The organism is Klebsiella sp. HMSC16C06 (assembly GCF_001808325.1).
Classification (GTDB): Bacteria; Pseudomonadota; Gammaproteobacteria; order Enterobacterales; family Enterobacteriaceae; genus Klebsiella; species Klebsiella variicola.
In genome coordinates, this window is the sequence record NZ_KV793021.1 from 48,034 (window position 1) to 66,265 (window position 18,232).

11 protein-coding genes and 2 tRNA genes are annotated in these 18,232 nt (G+C 52.3%); 11 read left to right on the forward strand and 2 right to left on the reverse strand.

The genetic code is table 11. The annotated features are described in order from the left end of the window. Positions 1 to 15 precede the first annotated feature (15 nt). Together tcdA and mltA are read right to left on the reverse strand one after the other, a co-directional pair. A complete protein-coding gene (tcdA, locus tag HMPREF3142_RS22920) occupies positions 16 to 825 on the reverse strand; it encodes a tRNA cyclic N6-threonylcarbamoyladenosine(37) synthase TcdA (RefSeq protein WP_008806278.1) in 810 nt (269 codons plus the stop codon). Between the two features lie 87 nt (positions 826 to 912). Beyond that, complete coding sequence (gene mltA, locus HMPREF3142_RS22925; RefSeq protein ID WP_008806279.1) at positions 913 to 2,010, reverse strand: murein transglycosylase A; 1,098 nt, start codon at positions 2,008 to 2,010, stop codon at positions 913 to 915. A 210-nt stretch (positions 2,011 to 2,220) separates the two neighbouring features. Between mltA and HMPREF3142_RS22930 the strand changes: the two genes are divergently transcribed. The 11 genes from HMPREF3142_RS22930 to HMPREF3142_RS22980 all read left to right on the forward strand — a co-directional run bounded on the left by HMPREF3142_RS22930 (position 2,221) and on the right by HMPREF3142_RS22980 (position 18,137). Next, positions 2,221 to 2,297, forward strand: a tRNA-Met gene (locus tag HMPREF3142_RS22930). A 35-nt stretch (positions 2,298 to 2,332) separates the two neighbouring features. Further along, positions 2,333 to 2,409 (forward strand) — tRNA-Met (locus HMPREF3142_RS22935). A 1,498-nt stretch (positions 2,410 to 3,907) separates the two neighbouring features. After that, positions 3,908 to 5,248 carry a type VI secretion system baseplate subunit TssK gene (gene tssK / locus HMPREF3142_RS22945; protein WP_048268125.1) on the forward strand — a complete coding sequence of 447 codons (1,341 nt, stop codon included), beginning with the start codon at positions 3,908 to 3,910 and terminating at the stop codon, positions 5,246 to 5,248. Then, positions 5,245 to 5,910, forward strand: a complete 666-nt coding sequence (gene tssL / locus HMPREF3142_RS22950) for a type VI secretion system protein TssL, short form (protein WP_048268126.1) — start codon at positions 5,245 to 5,247, stop codon at positions 5,908 to 5,910. Before tssK ends, tssL begins: the two co-directional genes overlap by 4 nt. 2 nt (positions 5,911 to 5,912) lie before the next feature. Then, positions 5,913 to 7,616, forward strand: coding sequence for an OmpA family protein (locus tag HMPREF3142_RS22955; RefSeq protein ID WP_070612717.1), 1,704 nt, complete (start codon positions 5,913 to 5,915; stop codon positions 7,614 to 7,616). A 215-nt stretch (positions 7,617 to 7,831) separates the two neighbouring features. Further along, positions 7,832 to 10,312 (forward strand): DUF2345 domain-containing protein, encoded by a 2,481-nt coding sequence (locus HMPREF3142_RS22960; RefSeq protein ID WP_070612719.1) that lies wholly within the window; start codon positions 7,832 to 7,834, stop codon positions 10,310 to 10,312. A 19-nt stretch (positions 10,313 to 10,331) separates the two neighbouring features. Further along, positions 10,332 to 12,128 carry an esterase/lipase family protein gene (locus HMPREF3142_RS22965; protein ID WP_064171202.1) on the forward strand — a complete coding sequence of 599 codons (1,797 nt, stop codon included), beginning with the start codon at positions 10,332 to 10,334 and terminating at the stop codon, positions 12,126 to 12,128. Then, the gene (locus HMPREF3142_RS22970) at positions 12,106 to 13,215 is read left to right on the forward strand and encodes a T6SS immunity protein Tli4 family protein (RefSeq protein WP_070612721.1); all 1,110 of its coding nucleotides are present in this window, start codon (positions 12,106 to 12,108) and stop codon (positions 13,213 to 13,215) included. Before HMPREF3142_RS22965 ends, HMPREF3142_RS22970 begins: the two co-directional genes overlap by 23 nt. Positions 13,216 to 13,391: 176 nt before the next feature. Next, the gene (locus HMPREF3142_RS28605; protein WP_048268134.1) at positions 13,392 to 13,652 is read left to right on the forward strand and encodes a PAAR domain-containing protein; all 261 of its coding nucleotides are present in this window, start codon (positions 13,392 to 13,394) and stop codon (positions 13,650 to 13,652) included. 1 nt (position 13,653) lies between these two features. Then, positions 13,654 to 14,802 carry a hypothetical protein gene (locus HMPREF3142_RS22975; RefSeq protein WP_064171467.1) on the forward strand — a complete coding sequence of 383 codons (1,149 nt, stop codon included), beginning with the start codon at positions 13,654 to 13,656 and terminating at the stop codon, positions 14,800 to 14,802. Continuing rightward, positions 14,802 to 18,137, forward strand: coding sequence for an ImcF-related family protein (locus HMPREF3142_RS22980; protein WP_070612723.1), 3,336 nt, complete (start codon positions 14,802 to 14,804; stop codon positions 18,135 to 18,137). The genes HMPREF3142_RS22975 and HMPREF3142_RS22980 overlap by 1 nt, the downstream gene beginning before the upstream one ends. The last annotated feature ends 95 nt before the right edge of the window (positions 18,138 to 18,232 follow it).

Sequence of the window (18,232 nt, forward strand, 5' to 3'; positions counted from 1 at the left end):
GCCGCGACCCGGGATTTACGTCGTCTGCCGCTCCGCCTTCGCCAGCATTTTCTTCAGCGCATGCGATACCGCGACAAAGCCAAAGGTCGCGGTCACCATCGTCGCGGCGCCAAACCCGGATGCGCAATCCATCCGCTTCGGCCCTTCCGCCGTGCTCTTCATCGCGCAGACGCTGCCGTCAGCCTGCGGGTAGACCAGCGCTTCCGTAGAGAAGACGCAGTCCACGCCGAGCTTACCTTTGCTGTTTTTCACCACCCCAAACTGACTTTTCAGCCGCTCGCGCAGTTTAGCCGCCAGCGGATCCTGGATGGTCTTCGCCAGGTCAGCGACCTGGATCTGCGTTGGGTCAATCTGACCGCCCGCCCCGCCGGTGGTGACCAGCGGCACTTTGTAGCGGCGACACCAGGCGATAAGCGCCGCTTTCGGCCGGACGCTATCGATCGCGTCGATAACATAGCTAAAGCCGACGCCAAGATATTCCGCCACGTTTTCCGGGGTCACGAAATCATCCACCACCGTCACCCGACACTCCGGGTTGATGAGACGAATACGCTCTGCCATCACTTCCGCTTTCGCCAGCCCGACGTTGCCGCTCAGGGCATGGATCTGACGATTAGTGTTGGTGACACAGACATCGTCCATATCGATAAGGGTGATCGCCCCGATGCCGGTTCTCGCCAGCGCTTCCGCCGCCCAGGAGCCGACCCCGCCGATCCCGACCACGCAGACGTGGGCATCGGCAAAACATTGCAGCGCTTTTTCACCATATAAACGTGCCGTACCGCCAAAACGCTGGCGCCAGGCATCGCTGATTACAACAGACATAGAACCTCAGAACAAAATGACAGCGCCCGGAGGCCGCCGTAAACGGCGTCATCCGGGCGCCCTGGTCAACAGGCAGGGCCAGGGGAGTTAGCCGCTAAAAACATTCCCCGCGCCCGGGGCGTTTTTCAACACCCATACGCGGCCATAGTGGTTATACCAGCCGGCACGGTGGCCTGCGTCAGGCCCAATACCCTGATAGATGTCGAAATGCTGGCCTTTGATGGCCCCGCCGACGTCGAGAGCGACCATCAGGCGCAGTTCGTACTGGCCGTTAAACTTGCCGTTATTATCCAGCAGAGGCACCTCGGCCAGCAAGGTGGTTCCCGGCGGAATAATCGACCGGTCGGAGGCCACCGAGGCGCGGCCGATCAGCGGCACAGCGCTGGCCCCTTTCACCGGCGCGAAAGACTGCGGTTTAAAGAACACGAACGACGGGTTCTGCTCCAGCAGCTCGCGCACTTCCGCTTCGCTGTGCTTTTCACCCCACTCGCGGATCGCCTGCATCGACATATCTTCTTTCTTCACTTCCCCGCGGTCGATCAGCACTTTGCCGATGCTGCGATAGGGCCAGCCGTTTTTCCCGGCATAGCTAAAGAAGTTGAGCGGCGAACCATCGCCAAAGTCGATATAGCCGCTGCCCTGCACGTCCATGATGAAGTTATCCATCAGCGAATTGCTGTACGCCAGCACATAGTTATCGCTCAGCGCGCCGGCATAGATGCTGGCGCGGGACGGCAGCTTACCGCGTTTCGGCGGCATCCGGTAAATGGGGTACTGGAATTCGCCCTGACGGGTGTGGCGCGCCTGCACTACCGGCGTGTAATAGCCGGTAAACTGGACGTTGCCATAGTTGTCGGTGCCCTGCATCTGCCATGCGTCGATGCCAAACTGGCGCAGCGTGCGGGTGTCGCCGCCCGCGCGCAGCCACTCCTGCAGCGCGTTATAGACGTTGCTCTGGCTATTATAGAGGCGCGGCGAGGCGTTACGGATTTGATTAACCTGCTCGGAGAAGTCGCCGGCGTTGATCGGCGCTCCGACGGCATCCGGCTGGTTTACCAGTGAAAACGGCTGGGTGAACTTGCCATCGCTATATTGCTGACCGCGGTCGGTCGGTTTTGAGGAACAGGCGGCGAGCATAGCCAGCATTGCCCCCGTCGCTACATATTTTGCCCAACGTCCTTTCATGGTGTCTCATCTTTTGCTGCGAAGCCTTAGTGCGTGTTGAAGATAACAAAGCGCCGGGGCTATTGAAATGCGCGATCTCATCGATGGCACAGATTTGTGTAAAAAAACACCACAACGTGGCGTTTTATAAGCCAATTCTTACAAAAATGTCGATTTGGTCGAAAAAAGGTTGCATCATCTCGCTAGCGGAGTATAGTGCGCTTCCACGGACGCGGGGTGGAGCAGCCTGGTAGCTCGTCGGGCTCATAACCCGAAGGTCGTCGGTTCAAATCCGGCCCCCGCAACCAATTAAAATTTGATGAAGTACAAAGCAGTACGGTGACGCGGGGTGGAGCAGCCTGGTAGCTCGTCGGGCTCATAACCCGAAGGTCGTCGGTTCAAATCCGGCCCCCGCAACCAACATCATAAACACCCTCAAGGGTGTTTTTTTTGTTTCTGCCACCGGCAAAACCTCTGCCGAAAACGGGAACGGCCATTGCCGCCCCCTCGCCGGTTTGCTTTATGTCATCCGTAACAGCCCCTGAAATACAAGAAACCGCAATTTATCAACGTCTTTTTATACTTCCCTGTATCTCTCAGGAGATCCACAGATAATGCGTGGACAAATGAGTGTACGGCTAAAAGCCACTAACTTAATCCACTCATTTAGAGTTTTGCGCAATAAAAGGACTAAATTCCCGGAACTACCGTTATCTTTACGTTTGTAATCGGCCCCTGGCCAACAAGAATGAAGATAGCAGACTTGATATAATGATTATATTTCGGTGCTTATCTTGCCAGACAGGGCACTGCAACAAACAGGATTTAATTGAGATAGTGTATCTATGATAGTTTTCATTATAAGTCAGCACCATACTTTCATTACTGAATAAATCATGATAATTGATGCAAATGTTATATTTTTGATACCAGAGCTTCTTCTGATTGTTTTAAATTATGGTATTAATTCCATCTTTTCCCCTTCTGTACTTCACTAATCTCGCAGTAGATGGTCGAACTTTTTGCCACCAAATCATTCACAGCAAAAATATCATTTATTAAAGAAGCTTTTATTTATTCCGAAAAAGTGGCGTTGCGATATTATTACGCGATCGTTTATCGGCATTTTATGCTTATACTTATCCATAACCAAGCAGATTGCCCTTGATGGTCAATAAATTGAGAAACTTCATATAAATAAAACCATCTTAGGATACGAGCCAAATTATTTATAGTAGTAATAATAACGATCTTTCAGACACTGACCACATTGCACCACGCTTTATTTAACTGTTAAATTGGATCAAGGTCAGATACTTAAACAGGGGTTAGTTAGACAGGGAGAAGCAACATGGCTAAAAAATTTCTAAACAATGTTCCCGAAACTCGCTTTAACATAAAGCCGGGCCTGAAAACAGGAAGTGCCATGAATGTGAAGTTACCTCTACATCTTCTCTCCGCCAGGGATTGTAGTGTCCACCAGACATTTATTAACTATAGCCCCAATAATTGGCCTTAATTTAAACCAAAACAACTTCACTAACGCCATGACTGAACCTGGAGCGATGGAAGAATTAACAAGAATGTCGTTACAGGAGAGGGGTTAACCTGCACGCCTGGGAAAGTCATTGGGCAAAACCGGATAAAAGTTTCAAAAGGGAAATTTTGATGTCTGCAAAGGAACATATTTCTTCATCTGCGGCTATGTCAACAATGATGGGATCAGGCGGCATTTATCAGTCGTTGTTTAAAAAAATACATCTGACGGTAGCTATCCATACTCCACTTTCCTGTCTGGCGAAATCTGCGGAGGATGTGGTTATGCATCAGCCAGACGTCCAGCACGTTAAGTCACGCTGGCACGGTCTCAGGTTTCTCAAATGCCAAAAGCAAAAACCTGACCGGGCGGTGGTGTAGTATGAAAATTCATCGACCACTATGGGCTGAGGGAACGTTCCTGTCCTCACAACAGTTTCAGCAGCAGGCCCGCTGGGAAACGTACAGTAACAACAGCATTGCACAGTTGGGTATCCGTCATCCATGGGGTGTGGCGAGGGTCGAGTTTGACAGAGAAGCACTGGCGTTAGGGAAGTTAAAATTACGTACCCTGCGCCTGCGTTTTTCCGATGGCTCGTTGATCGACTCCGAAGTTTCCGATGCGCTGCCTCTGGCTTGTGATTTACATACTCTGGCGGTGGAAAATACGGCAATAGTTGTCCTGGCGTTACCGCTGGAACATGCGAATGGCGGTAATCTGGGACAGGAAAAGCATACTGAAAGACCCCTGCGTTATCGTCAGGAATGGCATAAAGTACAAGATATTTATGGCAGCGACAGTGAAGAAATGGCCGTTGAATGCCATGCGCTGTCATTGCGTTTCGCCCATGATAACAATCAGGATTACATCACCTGCCCGCTTGCACGTCTGACGCGGAATGGTCAGGGTAACTGGTCTCAGGATGAAAGCTACATCCCGCCGCTGCTGGCCCTCAGCGCACATATTGGTCTGGTGGAGCGACTGGATACGTTGCTGTTGCAGCTACAAGCGAAGTGCCGGCGTCTGATGGCCCTGCGCCGGGAAAGCAATCAGTGTATGGCGGACTTCGCGGTAGCGGATGTGTCCCTGTTCTGGTTACTCAATGCGTTGAACAGCGCTGAACCGGTTCTAAGTGATTTTTTACGGTATCCGAGCATCCATCCTGAACTCGTCTGGCGCGAACTGGCTCGTCTGGCCGGCGCGTTGCTGACCTTTTCCCTTGAACACAACGTGAGCGCCATTCCCGCATATGTCCATGATGCTCCAGCCTCCGTTTTTCCGCCGCTTTTTACCCTGCTCAGCGAACTGCTCGAAGCCAGCCTGCCGTCGCGGGTGATTGCGCTCGAGCTGGAATCCCTTCCCGGCAACCGCTGGAAAGCCGAACTTCACGATCCACGCCTGCGGGAAGAGGCGGATTTTTACCTTTCTGTTCGCTCCTCGCTGCCGACGCACGTCGTTCTGCAACAGTTACCACGGCTCTGCAAAATCGGGGCGCCGGATGACGTTACGTTGTTGGTTAATGTTGCGCTGAACGGTGTCCCTGTTGTTCCGCTGACGCAGGTTCCGGCTGCATTGCCATTACGGCTGGAGAATCAGTATTTTGCGCTGGATATGCAGAGCGCTCCGGCTAAAGCCATGCTGGATGCTGGGTGCTGCATGATTTACGCGCCGGGTACGCTGGGCGATCTGAAACCCGAGCTTTTTGCGGTACTGCGGTCATGACACAGGAACGGAAAATCGACATTGACGTACTACTTCGCGACACCTTTCTGACGGTGGTGGAACTGCGTCAGGGCACTTCTGCAAGACACGGACAGGAACTATATCGCCATTGTCTGCAGCAGGTGGAAGGGGTACGCGAGCGTCTGACAGCGGCCGGATTCAGCCAGCAGGACATAGAACATATCACGTACGCTCAGTGCGCGCTGCTGGACGAAACCGTTCTCAGCCGGGACGGGATGGATGATGGCCAGATGGTCTGGCTAAAAAACCCTCTCCAGTCGCATTTTTTCAATACCCTTCAGGCGGGCGAACTACTGTATGAGCGTATGAAGCGGGTTTTACAGGAGCCAGCCCCCACGCCGGCGGTCCTGACCTGTTTTCATCGCGTGCTGTTGCTGGGGTTTCGCGGGCGCTATCAGGACCCCGAATCTGATGAACGGCAGCATCTCATTGCGATGTTCAGCAAGCGGGTTGAGCCATTCAGGGTGCAAGAAGATTCGGCAGTGCTGAACGTGCCTTTGACCAGGCGTCAGCATTACCTGTGGCAGTCTCCTTTTTGCTGGCTGCTACTGCTAATGCTTGTGCTGGTTGGCGTCTGGTGGGGGTTGCATAGCTGGCTGAATGTACTGGTGGATGAACTGCTGCCAACAGGCAAGTCTTGAAGATGAGCCGGGTGAGTAACACGCTGAAACAGGCGCTTTTGCTGTGGGGCATGCTGCTGGTGCTGGCGCTATGGCTGGGATTCAATCAGGCCTCTACGGCGATGAAATTTGGCGTGACAGTGGCGCTTATCGTCATCGCAGTAGGCCTGCTGGCGTGCTGGCGCGGAAAAAAAAGACAGACTGAGGCCGACAGCGTATGGCTGTCCCGATTGCCGCCCAAAACATATCGGCAGCCCGTAGTGCTGGTGTGCGGCGACGCGGCAGCATCGTTATTCACAGAAAACCCGCTGCGGCAGGTCGCGGGAGGGCTGTACCTGCACATTGCGGATGAAGAGCAACTTATCAGACAGGCTGAAGTGCTGCTGGCTGACCGCCCCGCATGGGCTTCTCAGTTGTGTGTGGCCTGCACGGTCGTGCCGGTTGTTCATCTGGATATGGCTGTTCTGGCGGAACGATTGCGACGCTTTGTCGGCGGTCTGGCGACAGTGCGCCGCAGGGCGGGCATAAAAGTGCCGCTGCTGCTGTGGAGCTGGCTGCCCGGCACAGGGCGAGAGGATGATCTACCGTGGTTTATCTGCGCCGGCGGCAAGGTTCAGGTGGTGACGCTCGCCGGAGAAAGCTCTCCGACGGCATGGGCGGCACAGCCCGGAACCGATGGGAGCAGCCTGCGGCTTTGCCATCTTCTGCGGATGGAAAGCCTGATGCAATGGCTCAATCAGATGGTATTACCAGAGCTGAACGGGTATCCGCCGCTGGCGGCATGCATGGGGCAGGCACCATTGCTGCCTGCGGTAGAAGGCAATCTGTGGCAGAAATGGACAACGGCGAAAACGGGACTGACGCCGGAGGCGATACCGAAGTTCGGCGCATCTCCCCTGCCGTTCCCGGACATGATGCTGCCGCTGTTACCACGTCAATCAGGATTTACGCCAGTGCGCCGCGCCTGCGTGGCGGCGCTGCTGATGACCACCGTGGCAGGAGTGGCTGCGCTCTGTCTGTCAGCAACCGCAAACCGCACCCTGCTGCTGCAGGTGAGCGACGATCTACATAAATATGATGCCGTTCCGGCAGACAAAGACGCCGCTAAAGCCCACCACCTGTCGGTCCTGAAGGACGATGCAAATATTCTGGATAGCTATTTTCGCGAAGGAGAGCCATTACGTCTCAGTCTGGGCTTATATCCCGGCGAACGGCTACGCCAGCCGGTATGGCGGGTTATTCGCGATTACCGTCCACCTGAGAAAAAAAGGGATGTAGCAGACGCATTACCGGTACAGAGCGTGCGTCTCGACAGCATGGCGTTGTTTGACGTCGGACAGGCCCATCTGAAAGACGGCTCGACAAAAGTGCTGATTAACGCGCTGGTAAATATCAGGGCAAGGCCGGGCTGGCTGATTGTGGTCACCGGATATACCGATACCACCGGCAATAAAAAAGCCAATCAGCAATTGTCGCTGCGACGCGCGGAAGCCGTGCGCGACTGGATGCTACAGACCAGCGACATTCCGGCCACCTGTTTTGCCGTACAGGGGCTGGGCGAAAGCCATCCTGCGGCAACTAACGACACGCCGGAAGGCAGGGCCGCTAACCGGCGCGTCGAAATCAGTCTGGCACCCCGCACTGACGCCTGTCAGGACGTGAAACAGAACATGCTGCCAGAACCGGCGTTATCTCAGTTAAATCCACAAGGAGTTTCTGCCCGCTAACCGTGGCTGGCAGGAAGCCTTCTGCTTTTTTGGCACGGGTTCGATATGCGGCTCGCTGAATATCGGTGGTACCGGTACCGAGCAACCGCTATTCACAATTTAGCCTGATGTAAACCTGATGGGCACGAGGTCATGGCTATGGGCGGTAGCGTGCCTGAACAGGGCTCCGCAAGAGGAACTTCTGTGGAATTTGTTACGAAATAAGGAAGCCCACGATGGATGCACAGAACTTCGACCACTCACACCACGCGTTAAAAATCCGCGGCCTGAGCAGCGGCGTGGACGTACTGTCCTTTGAAGGCAAGGAGCAATTAAGCGCCCCGTTCCGCTATGACATTCAGTTTACCAGCAGCGATAAGTCTATTGCGCCGGAGTCGGTATTGATGCAGGACGGGGCATTCAGCCTGACCGCCCCGCCGGTGCAGGGGATACCGACGCAGACTCCCCTGCGTACCTTGTACGGGGTGATCACCGGATTTAAGCAATTGTCTTCCTCACGGGACGAGGCGCGGTATGAGGTGCGGCTGGAGCCCCGTCTGGCGCTACTGTCCCGCAGTCATCAGAACGCGATTTATCAGAACCAGACGGTGCCGCAAATCGTGGAGAAAATACTCCGCGAGCGGCATGAGATGCGCGGTCAGGACTTTGTGTTTAACCTGAAAAGCGACTACCCGTCACGCGAGCAGGTCATGCAGTACGACGAAGACGATCTGACATTCATCTCACGGTTGCTGTCGGAGGTGGGTATCTGGTTCCGGTTCAGTACCGACGCCCGACTGAAAATCGGGGTTATCGAGTTTTACGACGACCAGAGTGGCTATGAGCGCGGCCTGACGCTGCCGCTGCGTCACCCTTCGGGGATGAGCGACAGCGGAACCGAAGCAGTGTGGGGTCTGAACACGGCCTACAGCGTGGTATCGAGGTCCGTCACGACGCGGGATTACAACTACCGTGAAGCGATGGCGGAGATGACAACAGGCCAGTTTGACGTAACAGGCGGGGATAACACCACCTACGGTGAAGCCTATCATTACGCTGACAATTTTCTGAAAACGGGTGACAAAGCGACGCCGGAGAGTGGTGCATTCTATGCGCGTATCCGCCACGAACGCTACCTGAACGGACGTGCCATCCTGAAAGGACAGAGCACCAGTTCTCTGCTGATGCCGGGACTGGAGATAAAGGTCGAGGGTAATGATGCGCCAGAGGTATTCCGCAAGGGCATTCTGATAACCGGGATTACCGCCAGCGCAGCACGAGACCGCAGTTACGAACTGACATTCACCGCCATCCCCTATTCCGAACGCTACGGCTACCGCCCTCCTCTCATCCGCAGGCCTGTGATGGCAGGGACACTCCCGGCGCGGGTGACCAGCACCACGGCAAATGATATCTACGCTCATATCGACAAAGACGGGCGCTATCGAGTGAACCTGGACTTTGACCGGGATACGTGGAAGCCGGGTTTCGAGAGCCTGTGGGTACGGCAGTCACGCCCCTATGCGGGAGATACTTACGGTCTGCACCTGCCGCTGCTGGCGGGAACCGAGGTTAGCATCGCGTTTGAGGATGGCAACCCGGACAGGCCATATATCGCCGGGGTGAAACACGACTCGGCGCACACCGACCATGTGACCATCCAGAACTATAAGCGCAACGTGCTGCGCACCCCGGCGAATAACAAAATCCGGCTGGACGATGAGCGGGGTAAGGAGCACATCAAGGTCAGCACAGAGTACGGCGGAAAGAGCCAGCTGAACCTGGGACATCTGGTGGATGCTGGGAAGCAGCAGCGCGGTGAGGGTTTCGAACTGCGCACCGATATGTGGGGTGCGATAAGAGCGAAAAAAGGTGTCTTTATCAGCGCCGATGCGCAGGAAAAGGCGCAGGGGCAGGCGCTGATGATGGATGAAGCGTTAAGCCAGCTCCAGGAAGCGCTGTCTTTAGTGGAAGCACTGCATAGCGCCGCTGAAGTGGCAAAATCAGAACTGGCGGATTTACAGACACAAAAAACGCTATTGTCAGAAACGCTGACCGAGCTGAAAAAATCAGCGCTACTGTTTTCTGCTCCCGCGGGGATTGCACAGGTTACGCCCAAAAGCCTGCAATTATCCTCAGGGGAAAACCTGATTAGCACCAGTGGGAAAAATACGGATTTCAGCGTATTTAAAAAATTCACTGTAGCGGCGGGAGAAGCAGTCAGTCTGTTTGCTCAAAAGCTTGGTATTAAAATTTTCGCCAGCAAAGGCAAAGTGGAGATTCAGGCACAAAGCGATGAAATGCTCCTGGATGCATGTAAAGATCTGCGCATAAGCAGTAGCGACGGAAAAATTCTTATTAGCGCAAAAAATGAAATCATCCTAACCAGTGGTGGTGGATATATTCGAATTGGAGGTGGCACGGTGGAATGTGCCGCACCAGATAAAATTATAGAGCGTGGAGCGGTTTGGCAAAAATTCAGTGGTCAGAGTATCAGTCAGGCCATGCAGGAATGGGATTCCACTGATTTTGCCATCACCCCTGAGATCCTCTGGAAGCAAACCCGCAAACCGGCAAAGAATCAAAAGGTACGCGTTACCCGCGGCGATGGCACTACCGTTGAAATGACGACTGACGATCAAGGGAAACTACCTGTGCAGAGCGGGCTTTTTGTTGAATCAATAAAAATTGATCTCTTAGATAATCAGGAAGATTAAGGATATTCGGAGGGAATATATGTCTACGACGATGCATATGGATCGTGCCGATAAAAACAAAGTTGGCACCGCGGAGATTGAGGACCTGCGGGTAATTCCGGTTATTTTTCTGCCAGGAATAATGGGAACGAATCTTAAAGTAAAGCCCAAAGATGATGGTGAAGATTCGATAGCCGTGTGGCGGTATGATAGCAAAACCTCACTGCTGGGCTGGACGCTTCCTTCATCAGGACCAAAAGAGAGAAAACGGCTACTACATCCTGACCGGGTGAAGATTGACAACAGAGGGCTTATTCCCATGTCGCCAGATGTACAGAAATATATTGATCTGGTAATAGCCACGCAATACCCCAGTAATATCGCTGATAAAGAAGAAATGGAGCGATTTACAAAAGCTTTACTAAAGGCTGAGGAAGAAGATCATCCAGAAAAAAAACTCTTTGGCTCACGACGCGATCGGGGTTGGGGCGAGGTAGCCGCCCCAAGCTACGGCGCTTTTCTTGATGCGCTACAGACTGCACTGTACCGGGATAAGCCAACGAAAAAAGACAATACGCTGAGTGCGATTTATCAAAAATTAGTTGATGAACCACTGGGGCTGGAATTTGGCGTGGATTCCCTGGATGAAACATACCTTGAAGTCATGAAACTGTATCAGTTTCCAGTACATGTCGTGGGCTACAACTGGCTGGGCTCCAATATACTGTCGGCAAAAAGACTTGGCGAAGAAGTCGATAGGATTATTGACAAGTATCAAACTCAGGGCATGAAGTGCAGCAAAGTCATTCTGGTGACCCATTCTATGGGAGGACTAGTGGCACGATATTATTCCGAATGTCTGGAGGGCAGAGATAAGATTTACGGTATTGTTCACGGTGTGATGCCGTCTGTTGGCGCGGCGGCGACCTATACCCGCATGAAGCGCGGTACTGAAAATACAGAGTCCGGTTTGGCTGGCGCTGTAGGATATCTCACCAGCCATATCCTTGGCCGCAACGCAGCAGAGATGGTGGCGATTGGCTCTCAGTCTTCCGGCGCGCTGGAGTTACTCCCTGCCAACGATTATGGTGACGACTGGCTTAAGATCGTTGACCGTGACGGTAGTACATTAACGCTGCCCCGAGATCTCCCGGTTGGAGAAGACGATAAGAAAGAAAACTGTCTTTATAATGGGCTTTATCTGAACCGAGACAAATGGTGGAAGCTAATGGATGAAAATCTGTTGAATCCGTTTAATACCACATTGAATAAAGAACAGATAGAGTCAGATTGGCAGAAGTATAAAAAACTAATTGATCGAGATGTCAAAGCACTCCATAAACAATTATTAGATAAATATCATCTCCAGACCTACTTATTTTATGGAAAATCAAAAGGGGGGGAATTACCCGCAGCGTATCGGACTCAGGAGACGGCGGTCTGGAGCGGGGCGCTGGCAAGCGGTCAAATAGGTCAGACGCCGCCGGTGCCAAAAATGAATGACGAACGCCTTTATTTAAGTGAAGTCAGTACCGATCGAACGGTGAAAGATGAACTTTCCCCGGAAGAGCAGGCGTGGGCATTCAAGGGCGATAACAACGTAGTATATGGCTGGGTAGGACAACGTTTTACACTACGGGATGCCTGTGAAAATGGCGACGGTACGGTGCCTTTGCGCGCCGGGCAAATCGTTCATGAGAATATTCGGGAGCGTCTGGCAGTACAGGTTCTCCATGAAGCCGCTTACCGGGATACTCTCAGTCAAGCTTTTGCCTTACGCTCTATTATAAAAATTGCCCAGCAGGTCAATTACGATGAAAAAATGGTTTTTGCTTAATGGCCCACATCGCCTGAGAAACGGCCTGCTGCTGGCGATGGGGATATTTATCACGGGATGGCTGGCATTCAAACCCGGCGCGTATCAGTATTCATTAAATGACAGGGAGAAAGTGATGGTCACCTCATTATTGCAGCACCCCGAAACGCGGTATTTTGGTTTTTATTCTGTGGCGCTTCCGGCTGAATTTACGCCAGCCGGGATGGTGATGTTTATCCAGGGTTCAGAGATGACCACGTTAGAAACAAAACGGCAATATTACCCTCCGTTCCGGCAGTTTCTGACGCGCTATGAAGAAAAGCTCAGGAATACGTACGTCGTCGATCCGCAGGATGCCCCTTATCTGAAGGAGGTATATCAACTGGAATCACCACAAAAAGGCACAATTTTTGAACGCAATGAAGAATATTTTACTCCGGACTTTGCAAGAGTGTTGGATGCACTGAAATGGGAGGATGGTGTTACATTCTCAATCAAAATGAAGGTCACAGACAGGCGAGCGAGTCGTTATGATGAGGATCGCAAGGGCTCGCCGGGAATCTATGGATATGATGTCCCGCAAAAAAAAGCACAATTACTGGCTATTCTGTCAGGGTTGCAACCCCGTCAGGATAATCAGCGCCCCTCAGGCAATCAGTTAGCTATTCAGTATGGGCAGGTTGATGCCTCACTGCTCGGAGAGTATGAAACCTCCGTAAGCTATAAAAACGGTAAAAAAGTGTTCGTTGCACTAAAAACAGACAACGACAGTTATATCGGTACACCGCTGCTGGATAAAGACGCCCGGGTGGTGGAAACAGAACACGGAAAAACCCTGTACAAAGGCAAACGTAAGGTCAACGGCCTTGAGATTTCAGAGTGGTGGATTAAAAAACTTGTAGTTAATGACGCAGACCCATCGCTAAGTTATATTTTTTATCTAACTATCCATGAAAATAAAATTAATGGCAGCAAACCACTTGATCTGAAAATGTCTTACCGAATTGATTTCCTAAACCCTGGAGATGTATTAACCGAGAACGAACTGGTAGCGCTGTGGGAAAATATAACCGAAACAATTAAATATCACCCCAGCCAGTGGCAATGACAATAACATGCTTAGCAAGCGTCTGTTTTTTTGAAAATTAAAATACATCAGCGCAATATTACAATACTGTCTACCACAGTAATGAACACGTTGAATATTATAGCCATATCTTCACACCCAGCCCTTTTATAACGCATTATAATTTCTTTTACCAACCGCTCAACAGGATAGAAAATATGTCAGGACTTGTTTGTTTAGGTGATGCTACTACTCATGGAGGTAAGGTCATAACCGCATCTTCAACCATGTTTATTAACGGCGTACAGGTTGCATTGGTAGGAGATTTAGTTTCCTGTCCTAAACACGGGGTTAATCCTATACAGGAAGGTGATTCGACAGCGATGGAACAAGGTAAAAACATCGTCGTGAATAATTGCCAGTGCGCATGTGGATGCCGTGTCATAAGCTCCCAATCGGAAAACAGTATAGAGTCATAATATGGGATGGATGATACCAGTAGTACCGGAAAGAAGCCCTCTTCCTAAACCAAATTACAGACGTTGGATTATATTGTTAATTCCCATGTTAACCATAGGTGGACTGTGCGGGCTATTTGCCTTTAATCTTGTCACATATGGTGACGTATTGATATATGGCATATTACCAGCATTATTCCTCTGGTTATGCATCATGGGCGTTGTGATTAATAAATATGAACAATCCGTTGCCTCCTGCCTGGCGTGGAACACTGAAAAAGAGCAAATAAAAGAACACTGGCGGAAATGGAGTCAAAAACAATTAGCAGTAGTTGGCAATATTATTTACACTCCAGATGGCGAAGGAATAGATTCATTACTGGGACCACTTAAGGATATTCCTGCATATCCACAAAAAGCGAGACCTCTCTCTTTTCCATTGCGCAACACTCTCACTGCAATAACGAGTAACATCCATCAAAACCTGGAGCATCAGTATCCAGGTTATCGCAACCATTTGCAGACAATTTATATATTACAGTCTAAAAACAAAGAGTGTAAAACAATAGAGCAAGCGGTTCTCTCGCAGTGGGATCTGGTTCCAGAGACAGTCAACTCCATTGAATGCATTGAGTCATTCTATGATAATGAAAATTTCGACGGTTTGGTTTTAGTCATTTGCCTACAACGCTGGTCAGGAGATGCCTCTGGCAAACACAGTGAATTAGTTTCTGGTCAGTTAATTTCTTCTTGTTCATTTGCAAAACGACATGCCATCCCCGTTATCGCTGGTATAGGTCGAACCATGACATTAGAACCCGAGGGGCTGAAATCGAATTTAAATACACTAGTTGAATACAATCAATTAAATAAAAACAAGTTACAACACATCTGGGTTTCTAATATTAACAATGAACTAATAGAAAACATTATGCAGTATGCTAACCAATACGAATGGAAACTGCCAAGGAGACAGCCGTTGCACATGATTGACCATTCTTTTGGCCCAGGAAGTGAGTTAGCATTTCCATTATCCCTGGCGATATTAACTGAAGCCACCAGGAAAACGAGCAAAGAACAGTTGGTTATTTGTCAAAAATCACAAAAAATTGAAACAAAGTGGCTTTGCTTAATTACACCAGGCCACTATTTTGAGCGTGAGGAAAAATAATGCATACTGCGCGCTATGGTTTCTGGGGCTATCTTCTTCTTATTATAGGGCTGGCAGGAATTTGTGCCTTATTGATTTTCATTAATCAGGATTTGTTGGCAAGGAGAGGAGTATCCGCCCAACAGGCGTGGTCACTATGGGGAGGGATATTTGCAATCCTGTTATTCGGACTGGTGTGTTCACCATTCTGGTGGCTCAGGAAACAAAAGAAAGAGCAGACGATTTATCGGCCTGAAGTGCCGGCCAAAAATGAAAAGCGACTATCTGATGATTTTTACATCCTTCTTAAATCAAAACTTCGGTCCCGCTATGGCCTGCTCTGGCGACATAAAGTCCGCCTGCTATTGGTGATGGGTGAATCGACGCAGGTGGAAGCGATTGCACCAGGATTAACGGCGCAGCGCTGGCAGGAAGGCGAGTACACAGTGTTAATATACGGAGGCTCCGCGTCGGCAGCCCCGGATACGACACTTTTGACATCCCTGAAAAGACTGCGCCATTTCCGTCCGCTGGACGGCATTATCTGGCCGCTGACGGAAAAACAATGTTGCCAGACGGCGCAACTGGATAAAGGTTGGCGTGAGCTGGCTACCTGCGGAAAATTGCTCGGTTTTCAGGCCCCGTTATATCTGTGGCAAGTTTGTGATGACGGTGGTTATCAGGCTGGGCGTACGCTACAAAGCGTCGGTTGCCTGTTGCCTGAACGCTGCGTGCCGGAACAACTGGCGTCGCTGCTGGAAGCGCGGACACTGCAGTTGACCGCACAGGGAGTACAGCAGTTACTGAATAACGACCACCACGATTTCCTGTTACGGCTTGCCCATCAGCTCGCTGAAGGCGGTATTGTTAAATGGAAGACGGCGCTAAAACCGCCCCTTGCCGGTGGCGCGTTTTCTTGCCTGCAACTGCGTGGTCTGATGTTCAGCCCTCCGCTTACCCCCGCGCCAGAGGCCGCGATCCACGCATGGTTGCCATCGCCGGTATGGTTGGGCGTGACTGGCGATAATGCGCGGGGGCGCAGAGTGGGTTTTCCGTGGTGGCGCACTATGTTAGCGATCTGCGCCTGTGTGCTGGCGGTATGGGTGGCCGGAATGATGACCTCCTTTTTCGCCAACCGTGCCCTGATTCAGGAAACCGGGATACAGGCGACGCGGGCGCGTGATATCCGCCTGCCGCTTTCAGAACAACTGGCCGCACTGCATACCTTACAGAGCCAACTCGAGCGTCTGCAGTACCGTATTCGCCACGGTGCGCCGTGGTATCAGCGTTTCGGTCTTGAACGTAACGCGCATCTGCTCAGCGCCGCCTTTCCTGGTTATGCCCAGGCAGCAAACCGGCTGGTGCGCGATGTCGCAGCCGCGTATCTGCAGCAACAATTGAACGCCTTTGTCGCCCTGCCGCCGAACAGTCCGCAACGCACCGCAACGGGAGAACAGCGTTATAAACAGCTTAAGGCGCTGCTGATGATGTCCCGCCCGGAAAAATCTGACGCCGCCTTTTTCAGCACCACGCTGATGGCAGAGCATCTGCGCTATGCAGCTGTACCGGAAGGTACCCGGCAAAGCGTGCTGCCATCGCTGCTGACCTTCTGGATGGCTAATCTGCCGGAGCATCCACAGTGGAAAATCGCCCCGCAGCCGGAACTGACCGGCGCGGTACGCAAAATACTGCTGCGCCAGATTGGGGCTCGCAATGCGGAAAACACTCTCTATCAGAACGTCCTGAAACAGGTCTCCCGTAACTACGCCGATATCACGCTGGCAGACATGACCGGCGACACGCTGGCAGACCCGCTTTTCAGTACCGAACAGACCGTACCGGGAATGTTTACCCGTCAGGCATGGGAAGGACACGTAAAAGAGGCAATAGAACAGGTGGTCACCGCCCGGCGCGAGGAAATCGACTGGGTGCTCAGTGACCGTCGGCAGGACGCATCCGCCGATATCTCGCCTGAGGTGCTGCGCGCTCGCCTGACCACACGCTACTTCACCGATTTCGCCGGTAGCTGGCAGACCTTCCTCAACAGTATTCGCTGGAAAAAAGAGGACTCGCTTTTCGGCGTGCTTGACCAGTTAACGCTGATGGCTGATGCCCGCCAGTCGCCGCTGATTGCGCTCACGGATACCGTGGCATGGCAGGCGGCAACCGGAAGGGAAAGCGCAGGCCTGTCGGATTCATTGGTAAAGTCGGCAAAAGCACTGTTTAACGGCAAGGAAAATACGTCGCATGCCGTTCGAAAAGATGAAACACCGGTGGGACCAATGGACAAAACGTTTGCCCCGCTGCTGCGACTGACCGGGGATACAACCGGAGGGCGGGGTGATACTCAGCTCAGCCTGCAAACCTGGCTGACCCGCGTCACCCGTGTGCGCCTCAAACTGCAACAGGTGATTAACGCCCCCGACCCGCAGGAGATGACCCAGCAGCTGGCGCAGACCGTATTTCAGGGGAAAACGGTCGATCTTACCGATACCCGCGATTATGGCCGTCTGATAGCCGCCAGTCTGGGTGAAGAATGGAGTGGTTTTGGCCAGTCGTTGTTTGTTAGCCCGGTGGAGCAGGCATGGCGACAGGTGCTGACGCCCGCAGCGGATAGCCTTAACCGGCAGTGGCAGCGCGCTATTGTCAACCTCTGGGAGCAGGATTTTGCCGGGCGCTACCCGTTCAAAGACACAGCGAATGACGCCTCACTTCCCCTGCTGGCGCAGTACCTGCGTGACGACGGGCGGATAAATCAGTTTATTGCCACCAACCTCACCGGAATGTTGAAACGCGAAGGCCGGTACTGGGTGGCTGACACCATGAACACGCAGGGACTGGCGATCAACCCGGCGTTTTTACGCGCCCTGAATCGCCTGCGCGATGTGGCCGACACAGCCTTTGCCAGCGGCGATGCCGGGGTACATTTTGAACTGATGGCAAAACCGGCACGTGACGTGATGAAAACGCATCTGGTGATTGACGGCCAGCAACTGGAATATTTCAACCAGAAAGAACGCTGGCAGCGTTTCAGCTGGCCGCATGAGCAGTGGCAGCCCGGCGCATCGCTGAGCTGGACCAGTACGCAGAATATGGAACGTATTCTGGCCGACTTCCGGGGAAGCTGGAGTTTTATTCGTCTGCTGGAACAGGCGCAGGTCACACAGCTGGACAGCAGCAGCTTTAAGCTGCAGTGGCAAGCGCCGGACGGTCTGCCGCTGCATTACCTGATGCGCGTCGAGCAGGGCAAAGGCCCGTTGGCGCTTCTGACGCTGAAAAACTTCCGCCTGCCAGGGCAGGTATTCCTGACAGAGAAAGGGGCGGCGGACAGGAGGGAATATGGAGAGGATGAGTGACTGACTGCAACTGTAAACCCGCTGGCGGGTAAAGGCCCCTGCAACCAGAAGCCGCCATATGCCTGACAGGAAAAGCCTCCACGACAGGCCATTAT

What these genes read in the sequence shown, in the direction of transcription:
- HMPREF3142_RS22965 (WP_064171202.1), top strand. Translation starts at nt 10,332, where the DNA reads ATGTCTACGACGATGCATATGGATCGTGCCGATAAAAACAAAGTTGGC.
- tcdA (WP_008806278.1), bottom strand. Translation starts at nt 825, where the DNA reads ATGTCTGTTGTAATCAGCGATGCCTGGCGCCAGCGTTTTGGCGGTACG.
- mltA (WP_008806279.1), bottom strand. Translation starts at nt 2,010, where the DNA reads ATGAAAGGACGTTGGGCAAAATATGTAGCGACGGGGGCAATGCTGGCT.
- HMPREF3142_RS28605 (WP_048268134.1), top strand. Translation starts at nt 13,392, where the DNA reads ATGTCAGGACTTGTTTGTTTAGGTGATGCTACTACTCATGGAGGTAAG.
- tssK (WP_048268125.1), top strand. Translation starts at nt 3,908, where the DNA reads ATGAAAATTCATCGACCACTATGGGCTGAGGGAACGTTCCTGTCCTCA.
- HMPREF3142_RS22975 (WP_064171467.1), top strand. Translation starts at nt 13,654, where the DNA reads ATGGGATGGATGATACCAGTAGTACCGGAAAGAAGCCCTCTTCCTAAA.
- HMPREF3142_RS22980 (WP_070612723.1), top strand. Translation starts at nt 14,802, where the DNA reads ATGCATACTGCGCGCTATGGTTTCTGGGGCTATCTTCTTCTTATTATA.
- HMPREF3142_RS22970 (WP_070612721.1), top strand. Translation starts at nt 12,106, where the DNA reads ATGAAAAAATGGTTTTTGCTTAATGGCCCACATCGCCTGAGAAACGGC.
- HMPREF3142_RS22960 (WP_070612719.1), top strand. Translation starts at nt 7,832, where the DNA reads ATGGATGCACAGAACTTCGACCACTCACACCACGCGTTAAAAATCCGC.
- HMPREF3142_RS22955 (WP_070612717.1), top strand. Translation starts at nt 5,913, where the DNA reads ATGAGCCGGGTGAGTAACACGCTGAAACAGGCGCTTTTGCTGTGGGGC.
- tssL (WP_048268126.1), top strand. Translation starts at nt 5,245, where the DNA reads ATGACACAGGAACGGAAAATCGACATTGACGTACTACTTCGCGACACC.